At 74.5% G+C, this 20,140-nt stretch carries 15 protein-coding genes; 5 read left to right on the top strand and 10 right to left on the bottom strand.

Annotated elements, in window-relative coordinates:
* Both menD and CK505_RS17175 read right to left on the bottom strand, forming a co-directional pair.
* Positions 1 to 1,083: 2-succinyl-5-enolpyruvyl-6-hydroxy-3-cyclohexene-1-carboxylic-acid synthase (menD, locus tag CK505_RS17180; RefSeq protein ID WP_095651837.1), on the bottom strand; the 1,083-nt coding region annotated here is incomplete at its 3' end.
* A 94-nt stretch (positions 1,084 to 1,177) separates the two neighbouring features.
* Positions 1,178 to 3,376, bottom strand: a complete 2,199-nt coding sequence (locus CK505_RS17175) for a PhoX family phosphatase (protein ID WP_095651836.1) — start codon at positions 3,374 to 3,376, stop codon at positions 1,178 to 1,180.
* 376 nt (positions 3,377 to 3,752) lie between these two features.
* Between CK505_RS17175 and CK505_RS17170 the strand changes: the two genes are divergently transcribed.
* Entirely contained in the window at positions 3,753 to 4,163 is a 411-nt protein-coding gene (locus CK505_RS17170) for a hypothetical protein (RefSeq protein ID WP_017832455.1), read from the top strand.
* On the opposite strand, the gene CK505_RS17165 is transcribed toward CK505_RS17170, so the two are convergent.
* A complete protein-coding gene (locus CK505_RS17165; RefSeq protein WP_095651835.1) occupies positions 4,154 to 5,167 on the bottom strand; it encodes an o-succinylbenzoate synthase in 1,014 nt (337 codons plus the stop codon). The two genes, CK505_RS17170 and CK505_RS17165, sit on opposite strands and share 10 nt — an antisense overlap.
* A gap of 130 nt (positions 5,168 to 5,297) precedes the next feature.
* Between CK505_RS17165 and CK505_RS17160 the strand changes: the two genes are divergently transcribed.
* Complete coding sequence (locus CK505_RS17160) at positions 5,298 to 6,146, top strand: phosphatase PAP2 family protein (RefSeq protein WP_095651834.1); 849 nt, start codon at positions 5,298 to 5,300, stop codon at positions 6,144 to 6,146.
* On the opposite strand, the gene CK505_RS17155 is transcribed toward CK505_RS17160, so the two are convergent.
* Positions 6,079 to 6,972, bottom strand: a complete 894-nt coding sequence (locus CK505_RS17155; protein WP_095651833.1) for an MBL fold metallo-hydrolase — start codon at positions 6,970 to 6,972, stop codon at positions 6,079 to 6,081. The two genes, CK505_RS17160 and CK505_RS17155, sit on opposite strands and share 68 nt — an antisense overlap.
* Positions 6,973 to 7,012: 40 nt before the next feature.
* Here CK505_RS17155 and gluQRS point away from each other — a divergent pair, with 40 nt between their 5' ends.
* Entirely contained in the window at positions 7,013 to 8,014 is a 1,002-nt protein-coding gene (gene gluQRS, locus CK505_RS17150; protein WP_017832459.1) for a tRNA glutamyl-Q(34) synthetase GluQRS, read from the top strand.
* On the opposite strand, the gene aceB is transcribed toward gluQRS, so the two are convergent.
* Entirely contained in the window at positions 7,936 to 9,612 is a 1,677-nt protein-coding gene (gene aceB, locus CK505_RS17145; protein ID WP_176475396.1) for a malate synthase A, read from the bottom strand. The genes gluQRS and aceB overlap by 79 nt on opposite strands.
* A gap of 149 nt (positions 9,613 to 9,761) precedes the next feature.
* Positions 9,762 to 11,045: an isocitrate lyase gene (gene aceA, locus CK505_RS17140; protein ID WP_017832461.1), complete on the bottom strand. Its 1,284-nt coding sequence runs from the start codon at positions 11,043 to 11,045 to the stop codon at positions 9,762 to 9,764.
* A 161-nt stretch (positions 11,046 to 11,206) separates the two neighbouring features.
* Here aceA and CK505_RS17135 point away from each other — a divergent pair, with 161 nt between their 5' ends.
* Entirely contained in the window at positions 11,207 to 12,688 is a 1,482-nt protein-coding gene (locus tag CK505_RS17135) for a helix-turn-helix domain-containing protein (protein WP_035924997.1), read from the top strand.
* A 173-nt stretch (positions 12,689 to 12,861) separates the two neighbouring features.
* The gene (putP, locus tag CK505_RS17130; RefSeq protein WP_017832463.1) at positions 12,862 to 14,358 is read left to right on the top strand and encodes a sodium/proline symporter PutP; all 1,497 of its coding nucleotides are present in this window, start codon (positions 12,862 to 12,864) and stop codon (positions 14,356 to 14,358) included.
* 80 nt (positions 14,359 to 14,438) lie between these two features.
* On the opposite strand, the gene CK505_RS17125 is transcribed toward putP, so the two are convergent.
* The 4 genes from CK505_RS17125 to CK505_RS17110 all read right to left on the bottom strand — a co-directional run.
* Positions 14,439 to 15,407: an L-lactate dehydrogenase gene (locus CK505_RS17125; protein WP_017832464.1), complete on the bottom strand. Its 969-nt coding sequence runs from the start codon at positions 15,405 to 15,407 to the stop codon at positions 14,439 to 14,441.
* Between the two features lie 104 nt (positions 15,408 to 15,511).
* On the bottom strand, positions 15,512 to 17,485 hold the full coding sequence (locus CK505_RS17120; RefSeq protein ID WP_035925002.1) for a penicillin-binding transpeptidase domain-containing protein: 1,974 nt from the start codon (positions 17,483 to 17,485) through the stop codon (positions 15,512 to 15,514).
* A gap of 176 nt (positions 17,486 to 17,661) precedes the next feature.
* Positions 17,662 to 18,624 (bottom strand): CoA ester lyase, encoded by a 963-nt coding sequence (locus tag CK505_RS17115; protein ID WP_017832466.1) that lies wholly within the window; start codon positions 18,622 to 18,624, stop codon positions 17,662 to 17,664.
* Between the two features lie 289 nt (positions 18,625 to 18,913).
* Positions 18,914 to 20,140: ATP-dependent helicase C-terminal domain-containing protein (locus CK505_RS17110; protein ID WP_303621214.1), on the bottom strand; the 1,227-nt coding region annotated here is incomplete at its 5' end.

The following is a 20,140-nucleotide window of genomic DNA, read 5'->3' as shown; positions in this document are numbered from 1 at the left end:
CCCGGCGACGGCGCCGTCCGCGGCGGCGCCCGCCTCCCGCCAGGCCTGCGCCCAGCCGGGGGCGCCGCGGCCGGTGAAGGCGGCCGCCTCGGCCCAGCTCGTGAGCACCCGCTCACGGCGCCGCCCGGGCTCGTACCAGGCCACGGGTGCCGGCCGCACGGCTGCGGTGGCGACGCCCTCCCGGGCGAGCAGGGCCCCGACCGGGCGGGAGAGCGTGGGCCGGCCCACGAGCAGGACCCGCTCGATCCGCCGGCCCAGCGGGGAGTCCAGCAGCAGCCGGTAGGCCCCCACGGCGTGCGGGCCGCTCCGCGCGTTCGAGGAGGGCTCCGCGAGCAGCGGCAGCCCGCACGCCTCGGCGAAGCGTGCCGCGTCCGGTCCGGCGCCGTCCCCGGCGACGACGACGGAGCGCGCCGTCCCGGCGTCCGGCGGCGGGACCGCGACCGGGCCGGCCGCCACCGCGGCCGGCCCCGGGTCCGGCCGTGCCCCCGTCCGGGCGGCCAGCAGCCGGGCCCGGGCCGCGAGCACCGGGCCGTCCTCCGGCGCGGGGTGCAGCGGCTCGCGCAGGGCCACGTTGAGGTGGACCGGTCCCGCCGGCCGGGGCCCCTGCGGTCCACGGCCGGCCAGGGCGGCGAGGACCTCCTCGAGCCGGGCGGGCACGTCGTCGTCCGGGAGGAGGTCCACGGCGGCGCGCACGTGGTCGCCGAAGATCCCCGGCTGGCGGGTGGTCTGGTTGGCGCCGGTGCCGCGCAGCTCCGGCGGGCGGTCGGCGGAGAGCACCACGAGGGGCACCTCGGCGTGGTCGGCCTCCAGCACCGCGGGGAGCAGGTTGCCCACGGCCGTGCCCGAGGTGGTGAGCACCCCGGCCGGCCGGCCGGTGGCCCGTGCGATGCCGAGGGCGGTGAACGCCGCGCTCCGCTCGTCCACCCGCACGTGGACCTCGAGGGCCCCGGCGGCCTGGGCGGCCGCCGCGGCGTAGGCCAGCGGCGCGGACCGGGAGCCGGGGGCTACGACGAGGTGCCGCATCCCGGCGGCGACGAGCTCCTCCAGGACGGTGCGGGCGGTGTCGAGAGAGGGTGTGGTCACAGGAGACCAGGGTAGTCCGGGAACGCAGCGGTCCCCGGCCCGCCGCGGGGCGGGCCGGGGACCGGTGGGCTCCGGACGCCTCCGGAGGCGGGGCTCAGTAGGAGCGGGACGCGGTCCTCGCGGCCGCCTTCGTCTCCGCGGTGGCCTTGCCCTTGTAGCCGCGGTAGCGGGGCCCGCGCTCGCCGTTCTTGCGCCGCTTGTGCTGGTTGCGGCCGTGGCCCGGCCGGTCGTGGATCGCACCGGGGAACTCGGGCTCCCCGGCCCGGTCCACGGCGAAGACCTGGGCCACGGACGGCCGCGGCAGCGACCACTCGCCCTCACCCTGGCGGGTCTCCACCACGTAGTCCGGGAAGTAGGAGCGGGGCTCCTCGAAGGAGCCGTCCTCGCCCGGGTGCTGCACGGCCACGTAGACCATGCGCTCGCGGTCGTGGATCACGGGCCCGCAGGTCTCGGCGTCCTGCGGCACGGCGAGGAACTGCTCGACGTTGCCGCGCTCGCGCCCGGACAGTCCCACCTTGAACAGTCCGTCGTTGTAGCCGATGGTCCCCGGGGCGCCGTCCGTGGAGATCCACAGGTTGCCCTCCGAGTCGAAGGCCAGGTTGTCCGGGCAGGAGATCGGGGAGACCTTCTCCACCGGGTAGCCGGAGAAGTAGGTGGAGGCGTTCTTCGCCGGGTCCCCGGCGACGAGGAGGATGTTCCAGCCGAACTCGGTGGCGTCGGCACGGTGGTGGCGCTCCGTGATCTCGATGACGTGCCCGTCGCGGTTCTGGGTGCGCGGGTTGGCCTCGTCCGGGCCGGCCTTGCCCGGGGTGCCGCGGTCGGTGTTGTTGGTCAGCGCCACGTAGACCTTGCCGGTGTGCGGGGAGGGCTCGACGTCCTCGGGGCGGTCCATCTTGGTGGCGCCGACCTGGTCCGCGGCCAGGCGGGTGAACACCAGGACCTCCTCCACGGACATGCCGGCCACGGCCGACTCCCCGTCCACCACCAGGGGCAGCCACTCGCCGGAGCCGTCGAACGCGCCGTCGGAGGGCAGCCGGCCGGAGCCGTCGATCTCGGCCGCGGTGTCCCCGGTGAACTTCGCGACGTACAGGTTGCCCTCGGAGAGCAGCGTCATGTTGTGGGCGCGGTCGCCCTCGACGTACTTCTGGGCGGAGACGAACTTGTAGAGGTAGTCGAAGCGCTCGTCGTCGCCGGAGTAGGCCACCACGGTGCCGTCCTCGGCCACGCGCACGTTGGCGCCCTCGTGCTTGAAGCGGCCCAGTGCGGTGTGCTTGACCGGGGTCGAGGCGGGGTCCTGGGGGTCGAGCTCCACGACCCAGCCGAACCGGTTCGGCTCGTTCTCGTAGCCCGGCAGGGTCGAGTCGAAGCGGGGGTCCACCTCGTGCCAGCGCCGGCTCGGGGCCTCGGCGGCGATCCCGTAGCGCTTCTGCTCGGCGGAGCCGTTGCCCTTGAAGTACTGGTTGAAGTTCTCCTCGCCGGACAGGACGGTGCCCCACGGGGTGGTGCCGCCGGCGCAGTTGTTCTGCGTGCCGAGGACCACGGTGCCGGTCGGGTCGTCCTGCGTCCTCAGCAGCGCGGAGCCGGCGGCCGGGCCGTCCACGGCGAAGGGCGTGCTCAGGGTGATGCGCCGGTTGCGGGCTCCGCCGCGGACGTAGGTCCAGGGCCGGCCGGGGCCGGTGCGGGCGATCTCCACGACGGACATGCCGTGGGCGGCCATGGCCACCCGGGCCACCCGCTGGAGGTCGTCCTGCTGCTCGGCGGGGAACATGAGGTTCTCGTTGGTGTACTCGTGGTTGTTCACGAGCACTCCGCTGCGCCCGCCGCGGTCCTGGAGGATGTCCAGGTAGTCGCTGTTGTAGCCGAACTGGGCCGCCTGGGACTCCGGGGTCTGCCGGAGGGGGTCGAACTCCGGGGAGTCCTCGAACAGGGGATCGCCCCAGCGGATGATCGGGGACCAGTCGAAGCCCTCGGGGACCGTGAGGTCGTCCACGGTGTTCGGCACGGGGGCGATGGGCGCGAAGGACAGCCCGGAGCGTCCGCGGCCGTGGGCCTGGGCGGCCTCCGGGGTGGCGCCGACGACGCCGACGGTCACGGCCGCCGCGGCGCCCAGGCCCAGGGCGGAGCGGCGGGACAGCGCCGCGCTCGCGATGTCGCGGAAGTAGCCGTTGCCGGAGGTGTTGCACTCCGGTCCGGCGCAGGCGCTGCCGCACTTGAGCTGGCACGTGACGGGGCTGCGCTTGCCGCGCGTGTGGCCGAGCAGGGGCAGGACGGTGCGCTTGGCGGTGTCGGTCATGGCTCTCCCAGGGGACGGGGCCCGCGGCGGACCGCGGTCGGGGAACGGGTGCTCCGCCACTGCACCACCGCCCGGTGAGGCCCCGGGGGCGGCCGTGCGAACCGCAGGTGAACGGGCAGTGACCGGCCGGGGACCCATCCGCCCCTGATCAGCGGGTCCGTCCCGGGCCGAGTTCACTCAAAGAAACAATGCGCCGGCGGATTCCGCGGCCGTCCCGGTTCTGGGATGCTCGAGGCGTCAGGCCGTCCCATCCGTTCAGCGCCCCGGACCGTGACCGGGAACGTACGGAAGACCCCCCTCCTTCTGCTCGATCCGCCCACGGGCCGTGCCGCCGCGGCGGCGGAGCCGGCCGGGACACCGGCGGAGGAGGCGCGCGATGCACACCGAACCAGAGGGGGGACTGCTGTCCCCGCGGGAGCACGGGGGGAACGTTCCGCACGAGCACGGCGCGCACGGGTACCGGCGTGCGGCCGTGGACTGCCTGAGCGTCCACCGCGCGTGGGACCTCCACCCCGGGGACTGCCTGCACGGACGGATCATCGCCTCCGTCCGCGGGGTGGTGGGGCTCGCCTGCAGCCCCGTGGCGGTCTTCTCCTTCACGGGCGACGACCCCGAGCACACGGCCCAGACCCGGATCGGCGCCGCCCACCCCGACATGGAGCTCGGCTGCGACGACGTGTGGCGCGCCGCCCGGGCCTGGGTCCGGGGCCACGGGCTGCACGAGGGCGAGCCGGTGGACCTGGACCGGCTCCGGGCCGAGGTCCTGGGGGTCGCGGCTCAGGGGTGAGGCGCGACCCCGGCCAGGGCGTGCACGCGGCGCAGCCGCTCCAGCCACCACCGGCGCCGGTCGGCGGGCACGGCGTGGCGCGCCAGCAGCTCGGGGTCCGGGACCGCGTCCCGCAGCTCGAGCATCCCGCCCACCGGCCGCAGCGGCTCCCGCAGGACGTCCGCCCGCATGAGGGACACCGTCCCGAGCCCGCAGGCGTACGGGAGCTCGGGCAGGGCGGCGGCGAGCGCGAGACCCGCCCGGATGCCCACGGAGGTGTCCAGGGCGGAGCTGACCACCGCCGGCAGGCCGGCCTGCGCGACCACGTCCAGGGCCCGGCGCACCCCGCCCAGCGGAGCTGCCTTGACCACGAGCAGGTCGGCGGCGCCCGCCCGGGCCACCGCCAGGGGGTCGTCCTCCTTGCGCACGGACTCGTCCGCGGCCACCAGCACCGGCACGCCCCGGTCGGCGAGGCCCTCCCGGACGGCGGCGAGGCCCTCGATCGTGGGCACGGGCTGCTCCGCGTACGCGAGCCCGTGCCGCCCGAGCCGCTCCAGGGCCGCGAGGGCCGTGGGCACGTCCCACCCGCCGTTGGCGTCCACCCGCAGCTCGGCCTCCGGCAGCAGGGCCCGCACGGCCGCGACCCGGGCGTCGTCGTCCCCCGGCCCCTGGCCGCGCTCGGCGACCTTGATCTTCACGGCACGCACCCCGCCCCCGAACCCGGCGAGGACCTCCCCGACCCGGGCCGCCGGCACGGCGGGCACGGTCGCGTTCACGGGGATGCGCGTGCGCCGGGGCGCCGGGAAGCCGTGCCACGCGGCGTCGACCGCGGCGCGGAGCCAGGCGCCGGCCTCGGCGTCCCCGTACTCGGGGAACGGGCCGAACTCCCCCCACCCCGCCGGGCCGCGCAGGAGCACCGACTCGCGCACGTCGACGCCGCGGAAGCGCACCCGCATCGGCAGGGCGACGACGTGCGCGTGCGCGAGCAGGTCGTCGAGCGGGGGCAGGACCACGGCGGGAAGCATGCTCCCCAGCCTAGGCGGCGCCTCTCAGCCCGCTCCGATCCGTGCGTGGAATGATGAGGGCTCCGCGGGTGCCCGCACGGCCGCGGCCGTGCCCGCGCCCCGACGATCCGCACCACCGCCCAGGAGCTCGATGACCACGATCGCCCGCCGCCCCGCACCCACCGTCCTGCAGGTCCTGGGCCACCTGCTCGGCGCCGCCGCCCTGTGGGCGTCGGCCGCGCTGGTCGGGGTCGTGGCCCTCACCACCGCGACCGGGCAGTGGCTCGACGAGCTGGCCCTGCGCCAGGCGAGCGGCGCCTTCCCCGACCTCTCCGACCGCGCCGCCCAGCTGCTCGACTCGGTCCCGTGGGTGGTGGGCGCCGTCTCCGCCCTGTGCCTCGCGGTCCTGGCCGTGCGCTCCCGGCGCCTCGCCCCGGCGGTGGTCGGGGCGGCGGTGGTCGTGCTCTCCAACCTCACGGTCCAGCTGCTCAAGCGGGTGCTGCTGGAGAAGCCGGACCTCGGGATCCAGGAGGTCGCCGTCAACTCCTTCCCGTCCGGGCACACGGCCGCCGCGGCCGCCGCCGTGGCGGTGGTGCTGCTCGCGGCCCCCGCCCCCTCCCGGCCGGTGGTCGGGCTGCTGGGGGCGGCCGCCACAACCGCGACCGGGGTGGCCACGCTGCTGAACGGCTGGCACCGGCCCTCGGACGTCGTGGCGTCCCTGCTGGTCGTAGCGGGCTGGGCCGCCCTGGGCGGGCTCGTGCTGCGCCTGACCGGGCCCGTGGAGCGACCCGCGCCCGGCGGGGGCCTGACCGCCCTGCTGGCCGCCTCCGGCGCGGGGGCCCTGCTGGTCGGCCTGCTGCCGCTGTGGGCGGCCCTGCGCGTGCCGGGCGGGGGCTGGGCTGCGGTCGCGGCGTGCGCGGCGATCCTCGGGGTCAGTCTCCTGGCGGCAGCGGCGCTGACAGCGCTGCAAGCTCCTCGGTCGCGGCGTCCTCGGCCCTGATCCGCTCGAGCCGGTCCAGGAGGATCCGCGCCGCCCCCGGGTTGTAGGGCAGGCGGAACATCGAGGCCGTCACGGGCCGCATGCCGTCCGGCTGCGCCGCGGCGGCCTCGCTCGCGTCCACCCGCTCGATCGCGGTGCGCATGAGCCGGGCCTGCTGGAGCACGAAGCTGCGCTCCACCGGGTTGCCGTGGCCGGGGACGAAGACCTGGTACCGGTCGAGGGCGGCCAGGCTCTCGAGGGCCGTGGCCCAGCCCCGCGGGTAGGAGTCGTCGAAGCTGGGGTCGGCGCCCTGCTCCACGAGGTCCCCGGTGAACACGACGTCGTCGACGCCCACGCAGAGGTCGTTGTCGGTGTGGCCCGGGCCGAAGGAGAAGAGCACCGCCGCCCGCTCCCCCAGGTCCACCCGGGTCAGGGCGGGGCGCCGGCCCGTGCCCGGCAGGTGCCGGTTGGGCACGACGAGACGGGTGTCCGGCCCCTCGGCGGCGGCCATCTCGGGCTCGTGGGTGCCCACGAAGGAGCGCTGGAAGTCGCCGTGCGCCTGGATCGCCGCCGCGCAGCCGCGGTGCGCCCAGAAGTCCTCGGCCCCGGCGCGCTGGAACACGGCGTTGCCCAGGAAGTGGTCGTAGTGGGCGTGGGTGTTCACCACCGTCAGCGGCAGGCCCGTGAGCGAGCGGACGGCCTCGAGGATCTCGCGGGCCTGGCGCGGGCCCGCGCCCGTGTCGATCACGAGGGCGCGACGGGACCCGAGCACGACCCCGGAGTTCAGCCTCCAGTTGTCCGTGCTCACGGCGAAGACGCCGTCGCGGATTTCGTTGATGCGCGCCACCCGACCAGGGTACCGACCGCCGCTGGCTATCCTGGCAACCATGACCGCTCCGTCCTCGGGCCGTGCGGCCGGAGGCGCCGGCCGCTATGCTCCGTCCCCCTCGGGGGACCTCCACCTCGGCAACCTCCGCACGGCGCTGCTCGCGTGGGCCCTCGCGCGCTCCACGGGCCGGGGCTTCGTCCTGCGCGTCGAGGACATCGACCGGGTGCGGCCGGGGGCGGCCGAGCGGCAGCTCGCGGACCTCGCCCGGCTGGGCCTCGACTGGGACGGCCCGCCGCTGCTGCAGTCCTCGCGGGAGGCCGAGCACCGGGCCGTGGTGGAGCGTCTCACCGCGGCGGGGCGCACCTACGAGTGCTACTGCACGCGCCGGGAGGTGCAGGCGGCCGCGAGCGCGCCGCACGGGGCCCCGGGCGCCTATCCGGGCACGTGCCGGGACCTCGGCGACGCCGAGCGGGCGCGGCGCCGCCGGGAGCGGCCCCCGGCGGTGCGGCTGCGCGCGGACGTGCGCTCCCGCACGGTCGTGGACCGCTGGGCCGGGGCGTTCACGGGGCTCGTCGACGACTTCGTGCTGCTGCGCAACGACGGCCGCCCCGCCTACAACCTCGCGGTGGTCCTCGACGACGCCCACCAGGGCGTGGACCAGGTGGTCCGGGGCGACGACCTGCTGCCCTCGACCCCCCGGCAGGCGTACCTGGCCTCGGTGCTCGGTCTGGACGAGCCGGAGTGGGTGCACGTGCCGCTCGTGCTCAACGCGCACGGGCAGCGCCTCGCCAAGCGGGACGGCGCCGTGACCCTCGCCGAGCTCGCCGCGGCGGGGCACGGCGCCGAGGAGGTGCTGGGCTGGATGGCCGCGTCGCTGGGCCTCCCCGGCCCGGTCCGGTCGGCGCAGGACGTCCTCGCCGTGTTCGACGAGGACGTCCTGCCCCGGGCGCCCTGGGTCGTGGACCCGGCCCGGTGGGCCGCTCAGGCGCGCGAGGACGCGGAGGTGCCGGCCTCCTCGGGGGCGTGCGGGTCCTCGGGCTCGGCCAGGAACCGCTCGTAGGCGGGGGTGGTCAGGAACGCGGGGTAGTCGTCGCCCAGGGCCACCTCCTCGAAGATGGCGCGGGCGTCGTCGAAGCGGTCGCCCTCGGCGCGCTCGATCCTCGCGAACTCCTCCTCCAGCAGCTCCTGCACCCAGTCCCGGGTGATCTCCTCGCCCTCGTCCGTGATGGCGCGGGTGTTCACCCACTGCCAGATCTGGGAGCGGGAGATCTCCGCGGTCGCGGCGTCCTCCATCAGGTTGTGGATGCCCACGGCGCCGTTGCCGCGCAGCCACGCCTCGATGTAGCGGATCCCCACCTCCACGTTGTTGCGGATCCCCACCTCGGTGATCCTCCCCTCGGCCGAGGCGATGTCGATCAGCGCCTTGTCGTCGGGCACCACGTCCTCGCGGAGCCGGTCCAGCTGGTTCGGGCGGTCGCCGAGCACCGCGTCGAAGACCTCGCGGCACACGGGGACCAGGTCGGGGTGGGCCACCCAGGACCCGTCGAACCCGTCCTCGGCCTCGCGGGTCTTGTCGGCCTGCACCTTCTCGATCGCGGTGCGGTTGACCTCCTCGTCCCGGCGGGAGGGGATGAACGCGGCCATCCCGCCGATGGCCATCGCCCCGCGGCGGTGGCAGGCCCGCACGAGCTGCTCGGTGTAGGCCCGCATGAACGGCTGCGTCATGGTCACCGCGTTGCGGTCCGGGAGGATGAAGCGGGGCCCGCGGGTCCGGAAGTTCTTGATGATGGAGAAGATGTAGTCCCAGCGGCCGGCGTTGAGCCCCGCGGCGTGCTCCCCGAGCTCGTGGAGGATCTCCTCCATCTCGAAGGCCGCGGTGATCGTCTCGATCAGCACGGTGGCGCGAATGGTGCCGCGGTCCGTCCCCAGCATGGACTCCGCCCGGCTGAAGATGTCGTGCCACAGCCGCGCCTCCTGGTGGGACTCGGTCTTGGGCAGGTAGAAGTAGGGGCCCAGGCCGAGCTTCTTGAGCCGGCGCGCGTTGTGGAAGAAGTACAGGCCGAAGTCCACGATGGCGCCCGCGATGGGCTCGTCCCGCACGGACAGGTGCCTCTCCTCGAAGTGCCACCCGCGGGGCCGCACCACGATGGTCGGGTTGGCCCGGGCGTCCCTGTTCTTCAGCGCGTACTTCTTGCCGTCCGGGTTGGTGAACTCGATGGTCCCCTCGAGCGCGTCGATGAGGTTGAGCTGGTTGGTGACCACGTTCGTCCAGTGCGGGGTGTTGGCGTCCTCCATGTCCGCGAGCCACACCTTCGCCCCGGAGTTGAGGGCGTTGATGGTCATCTTCCGCTCGGTGGGACCGGTGATCTCCACGCGGCGGTCCTCGAGCCCGGGCGGGGGCGGGGGCACGCGCCAGGAGTCGTCCTCCCGGATCCTCCGCGTCTCGGGCAGGAACGTGGGGTCGGTGCCGCGGGCGATCGCCTTGCGCCGCTCCTCGCGGGCGGCCAGCAGCTCGCGCCGGCGGGGCTCGAACTCGCGGTGCAGCGCCGCGAGGAAGCCGAGCGCGTCGGGGGTGAGCACACTGTTCTGCCGGGGCACGTGGTGACCGGTGAGGGTCACGCCGTTGATCGTCACGGGGTTGCTGGTCATGGTCATCATGGCTGGGTCCTCGCCTGAAGAGTGTCCTGGGGAGTTCGGGTGGGGCGGCCCCGGAGGGCGCCGGAGCGGGTCGTCGTCGGATGCGGCGCGGCCGGGGACCCTGTCGGGCCCCCGGCCGGTCACGGCCGTTCGGCTCAGGGCCGTTCGGCTCAGAACTGGGCGGTCTCGGTGGACCCGGCCAGCGCCGTGGTGGAGGACTGCGGGTTGAGGACGGTGGAGACCAGGTCGAAGTAGCCGGTGCCGACCTCGCGCTGGTGGCGGGTGGCGGTGTAGCCGCGCTCCTCGGCCGCGAACTCCCGCTCCTGCAGCTCCACGTAGGCCGTCATCTGGTTGCGGGCGTAGCCGTGGGCGAGGTCGAACATCGAGTAGTTCAGGGCGTGGAAGCCGGCCAGGGTGATGAACTGGAACTTGAAGCCCATCGCGCCCAGCTCGCGCTGGAACTTGGCGATCGTGGCGTCGTCCAGGTGCTTCTTCCAGTTGAAGGACGGCGAGCAGTTGTAGGCGAGCATCTGGTCGGGGTGCTCCGCGTGGATGCCGTCGGCGAACTTCTTGGCCAGCTCGAGGTCCGGGGTGCCCGTCTCCATCCACAGCAGGTCGGCGTACGGGGCGTACGCGTTGCCGCGGGCGATGCAGGCCTCGAGGCCGTTGCGGACCTTGTAGTAGCCCTCCGCGGTGCGCTCGCCGGTGACGAACGGCTTGTCGCGGTCGTCCACGTCCGAGGTGATCAGGGTGGCCGCCTCCGCGTCGGTGCGGGCGATGATCAGCGAGGGGACGTCGGCGACGTCGGCCGCGAGCCGGGCCGCGCTCAGGGTGCGGACGTGCTGCTGGGTGGGGATGAGCACCTTGCCGCCCAGGTGGCCGCACTTCTTCTCGGAGGCCAGCTGGTCCTCCCAGTGCACTCCGGCCGCGCCGGCGGCGATCATGGACTTCATGAGCTCGTAGGCGTTGAGCGGGCCGCCGAAGCCGGCCTCGGCGTCGGCCACGATCGGGACCAGCCAGTCCTCGACCGTGCTCGTGCCCTCGGAGTGCTCGATCTGGTCGGCGCGCATCAGCGCGTTGTTGATCCGCCGCACGACCGCCGGGACGGAGTTCGCGGGGTAGATCGACTGGTCGGGGTAGGTCTGGCCCGCGAGGTTCGCGTCGCCGGCGACCTGCCAGCCGGAGAGGTAGATGGCCTTGAGACCGGCCTTGACCTGCTGGACCGCCTGGTTGCCGGTCAGTGCGCCCAGGGAGTTGACGAAGTCCTCGGTGTGCAGCTTCTCCCACAGCTGCTCCGCGCCGCGGCGGGCCAGGGTCATCTCCTCCTGCACCGTGCCGCGCAGGCGGACGACCTCCTCCGCCGTGTAGTCGCGGGTGATCTGCGCCCAGCGGGGATCGGCGTCCCACTCCTGGCGGATCTCGTCGGCGGTCTTGGGGGCGTTGGGGTAGGACATGTCGGCTCCTCGTTGAGTGGTCCGAGAACGGGTGCTTCGGCTTCGGGGTCACCGGGAAGTTCGCTCCTCCGTGGTGACACATCCCACTTTGCCCCAGTTCAAGGCGGATCAACCCCACATTTCTCGTCGAACTTTCGCCGTTTTTCGTCTATTGTGAAGAAATGACGACCAGCGCGTGGGGCACCGAGGAACCGACGGCGGCGGAGCCGGCCGGCAGCACCGACCTGATCGGTCTCGGCCGGCGCATCCGCTCGCTGCGCAAGGACCGCGGCATGACGCTCGCGGAGCTCGCCGACCGGGCGGGCACCGCCACCTCGCAGCTGTCCGTGATCGAGAACGGGCGCCGCGAGCCCCGGCTCAGCCTGCTGCGGCGCCTCGCCGAGGTCCTGGGCACGAGCGTGGACGCCCTGCTCGGGGCCGAGCCCGGCACCCGGCGGGAGGCGCTCGAGATCCAGCTCGAGCGCGCCCAGCGCTCCCCGTTCTACGAGCAGCTGGGGCTGCCGACCGTCCGGGTCAGCTCCGCGCTGTCCACCGAGGTGCTCGAGGCGCTCGTGGCTCTGCAGGAGCGGCTGGCCGAGGCCCTCGAGAAGAACTCGGCCACCCCGGAGGAGGCCCGCCGGGCCAACGTGCAGCTGCGCCGGCTCATGCGGGCGCAGGACAACTACTTCCCGGACCTGGAGCAGGCCGCCAAGGAGCTGCTGACCCTGGGCGGCTACTCCTCGGGTCCCGTGTCCAACTCCGTGATCTCCGAGATGGTGGGCAGGCTCGGCTACAGCATCCACCACGTCACCGACCTCCCGCACTCGACCCGCTCGGTGACCGACCTGCTCAACCGGCGGATCTACCTGGTGCAGAGCCCCCGGGCGGACCACGACCCCCGCGCGGTGCTGCTCCAGGCCGTGGGGCACCAGGTGCTGGGCCACGAGCCGCCCAAGGACTACGCCGAGTTCCTCGCCCAGCGCGTGCAGACCAACTACTTCGCCGCCGCGGTGATGCTCCCGGAGGACAAGACCGTCCCGTTCCTGCTCGAGGCGAAGAAGGACCGGGACCTCTTCCTGGAGGACCTCAAGGACCGCTTCGCCGTCTCCCACGAGACGGCGGGCCACCGCTTCACGAACCTGGCCACCCGGCACCTGGGGATCCGCACCCACTTCCACAAGGTGCACTCGTCCGGGGTGATCCACAAGGCCTACGAGAACAACGGGCTGGCGTTCCCGACGGACCACACCGGGGCGATCGAGGGCCAGATCTCCTGCCGCAAGTGGTCCGGGCGCACCGTCTTCGACCAGCCCAACCAGTTCACGGCGTTCGCCCAGTACACGGACACCCCCTCCGGCACGTACTGGTGCTCCACGCGCACGGAGCTCTCGAGCCAGGGCGCGTTCTCCATCGGCGTGGGCGTCGCGTTCACCGACGCCCGCTGGTTCCGCGGCCGCGACACCCCGCACCGCACGGTGTCGACCTGCCCGGACCCCTCGTGCTGCCGGCGCCCGCCCGAGGAGCTCAGCCGGGTGTGGGCGGGCCACGCCTGGCCCAACACCCGGGCCCACTCGCACGTGCTCGCCGCCCTCCCGGAGGGGGCCTTCCCCGGCGTCGACGAGCGGGAGGTCTACGAGTTCCTGCAGGCGCACGACGACGCCTGAGCCGGCCCCGCGGGCCGCCGGCGCGGTCTCCCCGCACCCCCGGGACCGCCTCCCTATACCCGTAGTGGCTGGCCACTGCCCGGGAGCGGGCGTAAAGTTCTGTGGGACCTCTGCTCCACCCACCCCCCTGGACGCTGCGCTCCACCGGGCCGGCTCCGGGCGGAAAGGACACCATGCCCCAAGAGATAGCCCAGACGATCGCGATCGTCATCTACTTCGCCGCCATGATCGGGATCGGCCTCTACGCCAACAGCAGGACGAAGAACCTCGACGACTACATGCTCGGCGGGCGCAACCTCAAGCCCGGGACCGCCGCCCTCAGCGCCGGTGCCTCCGACATGTCCGGCTGGCTGCTGCTCGGTCTGCCCGGCGCGGTGTTCCTCTCCGGTCTGGTCGAGGCGTGGATCGCCGTCGGCCTGATCGTCGGCGCGTGGGTCAACTGGAAGTTCATCGCGCCCCGGCTGCGCTCCTACACCGAGGTCTCGCACAACTCGATCACGATCCCGTCCTTCCTGGACAACCGGCTCAAGGGCGGCAGCAGGCTGCTGCGCATCGTCTCCGGGCTCATCATCCTGGTGTTCTTCACGTTCTACGTCTCCTCCGGCATGGTGGCCGGCGGACTGTTCTTCCAGTCGTCCTTCGGCTCGACGTACCACGCCGGGCTGCTCCTCGTCGTCGGCGTCACCATCGCCTACACGCTCTTCGGCGGCTTCCTCGGTGCGACCTACACGGACGTGGCCCAGGGCCTCCTGATGTTCGCGGCCCTGCTCCTCGTCCCCGTCGTGGGCGTGATCAACGTGGGCGGCTTCGGCCAGATGGCGGAGAACATCCGCGCCGTCCAGCCCGACGCCCTCTCCATGGTGTCCGGGGCCACGGCCATCGGCGTCATCTCGGCCCTGGCGTGGGGCCTCGGCTACTTCGGCCAGCCGCACATCATCGTCCGCTTCATGGCCATGCGCTCCCCCGCCGACGCCAAGACCGGCCGCCGGATCGGCCTGACCTGGATGGTGCTCAGCGTCATCGGGGCGATCGCCACCGCCCTGGTCGGCGTCGCCTACTACGGCAACCGCCCGGACGAGAGCCCGACCGACCCGGAGTCCGTGTTCCTGGACCTCGCGCAGGTCTTCTTCCACCCCGTGATCGCCGGCTTCGTGCTGGCGGCCGTGCTCGCGGCGATCATGTCCACGGTCTCCTCCCAGCTCATCGTCTCCTCCTCCGCCCTGGTGGAGGACCTGTACAAGCTGACGGTCAAGGAGTCCCCCTCCGAGCGCAAGCAGGTGTGGATGGGCCGCGCGGGCGTGGCCCTCGTCGCCCTCGTCGCCACGTTCCTGGCCTGGGAGCAGAACAACACGATCCTCGGCCTCGTGGCGTTCGCGTGGGCCGGCTTCGGCGCCTCGTTCGGCCCGATCGTGATCCTGTCCCTGTTCTGGCGCAAGCTCACGAACCTGGGCGCGATCACCGGAATGCTCCTGGGCGCGGTCACCGTGTTCGCGTGGACCGTGACCCCGTGGGCCGACCTCTACGAGATCATCCCCGGCTTCCTCGTGAGCCTCGTCTCCGCCGTGCTGGTCTCGAAGGCCACTTATCGGCGCGACGAGGAGATCGAGCGCGAGTTCGACGACGCCGTGCGCCTCGCCCACGCGGCGGAGGACGAGATGGCCGCCCGCTGACCTCTCGCACCGCTCCGCCGGGGCCCGTTCCGCACGCCGGAACGGGCCCCGGCGCCGTCGGGCCCCGGCGCCGTCCGGGGTCAGTACCCGATCGAGGCCAGGGTGGCCCGGATCGCCTCGGCGGAGCGGTGCAGCATGGCCAGCTCCTGCTCGTCCATGGGCACGGCCAGCCGCTCGACGACGCCCCGCCGCGCGACGATCGACGGCACGGACAGGGCGACCCCGCTGATCCCCCGGTAGTCGTCGAGGACCGTGGAGACGGGCAGCACGGCGTGCTCGTCCCGCAGCACGGCCTCCGCCACGCGCGCCCCGGCCAGGCCGATCGCGTAGTTGGTGGCGCCCTTGCCCTGGATCACCGTGTACGCCGCGTTGATCGTCCGGTGCGTGATCTCGTCCAGCCGCTCGTCGGTGAAGGGCCGCCGCCCCTCGACGGTCCAGTCCCGCAGCGGGATCTGCCCGATGTTCGCGTTCGACCACAGGGGGAACTCGGTGTCCCCGTGCTCGCCGACGATCGTGGCGTGCACGCTCGTGGTGGACACCCCGCCCTCCTCGGCCAGCAGCCACCGCAGCCGGGACGTGTCCAGCACGGTCCCGGAGGACATCACCCGCTCCGTGGGCAGGCCGGTGAGCTTCTGCGCGATGACCGTGAGCACGTCGCACGGATTGGTCACCAGCACGTACACGGCCTCGGGCGCCTGCTCCACCAGCCGCGGCATCAGCTGCTCGAGGATCGCGGCGTTGGCGCCCGCCAGCTCCATCCGGGTCTGGCCGGGCCGCTGCTTGGCCCCGGCGGTCACGAAGACGACGTCCGAGCCCGCCAGCACGGCGACGTCGTCGGAGCCGGTCACCCGGGAGCTGGGGGTGAACATGGCCCCGTGGGCGAGGTCCAGGCCCTCGGCGCGGACCCGGTCCCCGGCGAGGTCGTAGAGGGCCACCTCCTGGGCGACGCCCTTGATGAGGACCGCGTAGGCCAGGGACGAGCCGACGGAGCCGGCGCCGACCACGCCGATCTTGGTTCTCGCGGTAGTGGTGGGCACGGTCTCGGGCACGGGGAACTCCTCGGTGGTCCGGTGGTCCGCGGCTGCGGACGGTGTGCTCCCATCCTGGGCCAGCGGCGCGGGCCGCGGAAGGGCCCGGGCCACCGTGTCGCGGCTCAGCCGGCGGTGGACGCGGAGGCCGCGGCCAGGAAGTCCCGCATGATGGGTCCGCCGGTGACCGAGCCCAGGCCGCCGTCCTCCACGAAGACCGCCACGGCGAGGTCCTCGTGCTCGGCGATCACCCACGAGTGGGTCCGGGGCGGGTCCTCGTCGCCGAACTCGGCCGTGCCGGTCTTGCCGATCGCGGTGTCCGGCTCGAGCCCCTGCAGCACGCCCAGGTGCCCGGACGAGACGACGGCCCGCATCATGGTGCGCAGCTGCTCCGCCTCCTCAGCGGTCAGGGGCTCCTCCGGTCCGGGCCGGGTCGCGGCGTCCTCGTCGAGCAGTCCCTCGGTGCTGACCAGCCGGGGGGTGACGAGCTCTCCGGCGGCGACCGAGGCGGTGAGCCCGGCCATGCTCAGCGGGGACACGAGCGTGCGGCCCTGCCCAAACATCGCGGCGGCGTGCTGGGCCGGCGGCTCCTCCCGCGGGACCTCACCCCAGAACGCGGGCACGGACAGCTCCGCGGGCACCCCGATCCCGAGCGCGGCCGCGGCCTCGGCCAGCTCCGCCTGGTCGATCCGGTCGTACTGGTCCACGAAGGTGGTGTTGCAGGAGTGGGCGAGCGCCTCGGTGAGGGTGATCGAGCCGGTGAACTCGGCCGGATAGGACTCGACGTTGTCGACCCGCACGCCCGCGGCGGTCGTGGACGGCGGGCACTGCACGACCGTCCCGGGGGTGTCGCCCTGCCGGAGCATCCCGAGGGCCGTGACCACCTTGAAGGTGGATCCGGGCGCGTACCGGCCCAGCAGCGCGGTGGAGTAGCCCTCGGAGCCCGGCCCGTTGGCCGAGGCGACGAGCTCGCCCGTGGAGGGCCGGACGGCCACGACCGCCGAGGGGGACTCGATCCCGGCCAGCAGCTCACCGGCGGTGGCCTGGAGCCCACGGTCCAGGGTCACCGCGACCGGCTCGCCGGCCTGCGCCGGGACCTCGAACAGCGGCTCGCCGGCCGCGGACTCGTCCCCGACCTCCTCGACGACGACGCCGGGCGTGCCGCGCAACCGGTCGTCGAAGCGCTCCTGCACTCCCCCGCGGCCGATCGCCGTCCCGGGGGCGAGCTCCCCGCCGGAGTCCGCCACGTCCTCGGCCGTCGCCTCGGCCACCCCGCCCAGCAGGTCGGCGGCGAAGCCGCGGGAGGGCGCCAGCGGCAGCTCGTCCTCGACCACGAGCAGGCCCGGGACCGCCTCCATCTCCGCCGCGTCCAGCTCCCGGAAGTCCTCCAGCCGCAGCGGGACGGCCTCGACGAACGCCTCAGGCCCGGCCTGTCCGACGGCCTCGGCGTAGGCGTCGGCGTCGATGTCCACGGCCTCGGCGAGCCGGCGGGCCGCCTCCTCGGGGTCCGCCCCGTCGAGCTGCGACCGGTCGATGCCCACCCGCCGGATCGGGCGCTCCGTCACCAGCGTCTCGCCGTCCGCCCCGAGGATGTCCCCGCGGTCCGCGGCCACCGTCCGGGCGCGCAGGGCCTCCCCCTCCGCCAGGCCCGGGTGCACCACGGCCGGGGACCACTCGGCGGACCAGTCCCCGGACCCGGTCCGGACCAGCGGGAGGACCGAGTCGTACGCCCAGTCCTGCGCCACGCCCGGGAGGTCCCACGACCAGGACAGGGTGGCCTCGCGGCGGTCCTCCTGCCCGGTGTCCTCGACCGCGGAGACCTCGACGGCCGGGGCGGCCTCCCCGAGCGGCGCGGTGATCCGCTCGTACTGCTCCTGGGCGGAGGGACCCTCGACGTCGCCGAAGGACAGCTCCTGGACGCTGCCCGCGCCCAGGGCCGCGGCGACCCGGTCGGCGGTCTCCCGCCCGCCGTCGGGGGCGAGCGCCGAGCAGCCGGTGGCGAGGAGGGCCGCGGAGAGGGCGACCGGGAGGGCCGCCCTCGGCCGCCGGGGGCGGGGCCGGGACGCCGGGGGCTGCGGGGCGGGGCGGGGAGTCTGCACGGTGTCGAATCTAGTCCGTCCCGCCCCGGACGGGACAGGCCGGGGCGGAGGGATCCGGACACGGAAGAACCGGTGGGCGCCGTGTCTGCACGGCACCCACCGGTCCGTCGGACGCGCGGGGAGGGGGTGCGCTCCCGCGCGGGGGCGGGGCCGGGTGCCGGCCCCTCACCACCGGATCAGCAGTGGTACGTGTCGGTCGGCGCCTCGAAGTGGACGTCGTAGCCCTCGGGGATGCTCAGGCCGAAGGCGCCGGCCAGGCCCAGGATCTTCTTGGCGCGGGCGAGGCGCGGCAGGTCGGAGCCGTTGCGGATCTCCCCGCCGTCGGCGTCGAACTCCTGGAGGAACTCGGTGGCCCAGGACAGCTCGGACAGGGACGGGCTCAGGCCCTCGTTGACCGTGGCGGTCTGCTCAGGCATCAGGCACAGCTTGCCCGTCATGCCGAACTCCAGGGTCACGGACGTGGCCTCGGCCAGCTTCGGCCCGAGCGCGCCGACGGCGGGCCCGTCGATGGGGCCGGGCAGGTTGGCCGCCCGGGAGGCGATCGTGAACTGCGAGCGCGTGTAGGCCAGCGTCATGGGGTTCTCCCCGAAGCCCGTGTCGCGCCGGAAGTCGCCCAGGCCGAAGCCGAGGCGGTACGTGGAGCGAGCGCCGGCGATGGCCTGCAGGTGCTGCACGCCGCGGGCCGTCTCGACGAGCGCCACGATCCGCGTGTCCTTGAGCAGCTCCGCGGTGCGGGTGACGTGCTCCGGTGACTCGACCATGGCCAGCATGACGCCGTCCAGGCCGCGGACGCCGGCGAGGGCCCGGAGGTCCTCCTCCCACCACTGGGTGCCGAAGCCGTTGACGCGCACCCATGCGTGGTGCTGCTCGCCGTGCTCGTCCCGGGCGTCCAGCCAGCTGATGACGTTGCGGCGGGCGCGCTCCTTGTCCTTGGGCGCCACGGAGTCCTCGATGTCCAGGACGACGACGTCGGCCGCGCTCGCCCGGGCCGCCGCGAACCGCTCGGCCTGGGCGCCGTTGACGAGCAGCCAGGAGCGGGCGAGCTCCGGGCCGACCGCGGGAGCGGCGACCTGGGGAACCAGCGGCAGGGACGAGGTGGTCGGGGTCGTCGGCGTGGTCTCGATCGAGGTGGCAGTCATGAGGGCGTACCCGTTCTCCGTGAGGTGCAGCGAGCTGCGGTGTGACAGATGTGCCGGGGCACCCGTGCTGGGAGGGCAGGTGCTGCCCGGCGGAACCGTGACCGGTGCCGGGCCCGCGGGAACGATCGCGTCGCGGGGGTCCGGCCGGTGCGTGCCCCGGACCGGGGATCGCGAGGTGGGCGAGCCGGTCCGTGCGCGCTGGATCAACGCGCTCGGCAGGTGCGGTGACTCCACCGTAACCCAGATCACACCGGGACGCCACCCGCCGTGCCCGGGCACGGGTCCGGGCTCAGGAGCGGCGCGCGGTGCGGGCGGTCGCGGGCGCGGTCCAGGGGTCCTCGGGCCAGGGGTGCCGGGGGTAGCGGCCGCGCATCTCGGCGCGCACCTGGGCGTAGGGGCCGGACCAGAAGGAGGCGAGGTCGTCGGTCACGGCCAGCGGCCGCCCCGCCGGGGAAAGCAGGTGGAAGAGGACCGGGACCCGGCCGCCGGCCACGGCCGGGGACGCCGCCCACCCGAAGCACTCCTGGAGCTTGACGCTGACCACGGGCCGGCCGGCGGGGTCGTCGGCGGCCGGGTAGTCGATCCGGGCCCGGGAGCCGCTGGCCACGGTCAGCCGCTCGGGCGCGAGCTCGTCGAGGCGGGCGGCCTCCGGCCACGGGAGCAGCCGCCGCAGGGGCGGGGCGAGGTCGACCCGGCGGCCGGCGGCGAGGGCGTCGAGCTCGGGGGCGAGCCACTCGTCGAGCCGGTCGAGCAGGGCGGCGTCGGACACGTCGGGCCACGGGTCCCCGAGCCGGTGGTGGAGCAGCGCGAGCCGGCGCCTCAGCCGGTCGGCGCCGTCCGACCAGCCGAGCAGGCCGAGGCCCTGCTCGGCCAGGGCGGCGCGCACCGCCTCGCGGGCCGCCGCCGGGGTGGGCCGCACCGGGGTCGAGGACAGCTCGATCGCCCCGAGGGCCCGGACCCGGCGGGCGCTCGCCCGCCCGTCCTCGAAGCGGGTGCGGACCTCGTCGGTGAGCAGGTGCTCGGCGCAGCGCTCGGCGAGGGGCCGGTCGAGCGCCGCCGCGGCGCGCACGACCGCCCCGGTCCCGGCGGCGGCCTGGCCGGACGCCCGGGTGACGTCCGCGACGGCGAGCCACTCGTGGCCCGCCAGGCCGCTCCCCGGGGCCAGTCCCGCACGGGTCCCGGAGGCGAGCAGGTAGGTGTCCCCCACCTTCCGGGCGACCCGCTCCGGCAGGGCCAGCGCCACGACGGCACCGGTCACGGAATCGGCCGGGACGTCCCCGGCCGCCGGCGGCGCGGGCGCTGCGGAGAACGCGGGGTCCGTGGCGATCCGCTCCAGCCGGCGGGCCTCGTCGGCCCAGCGGCGGGCCTCCGGGGCCCGCCCGGCGCGCAGCTCGGCGAGCAGGCGGGTCAGGTCCCCGCCGGGCGGACGGTGGTCGTCCGAGACCATCGCGACGACCTCGGCCGCCGGCCGGGCGCCCACCGCGTGGGCGCCGTCCAGCAGGCCGCGGGCCAGGCG

It is taken from the genome of Kocuria sp. WN036, assembly GCF_002287015.1.
In the GTDB taxonomy this organism is placed as follows: Bacteria; Actinomycetota; Actinomycetes; order Actinomycetales; family Micrococcaceae; genus Kocuria; species Kocuria rosea.
The sequence above is the reverse complement of the archived record's forward strand: the minus strand, read 5'-3'. Positions and strand labels throughout refer to the sequence as shown.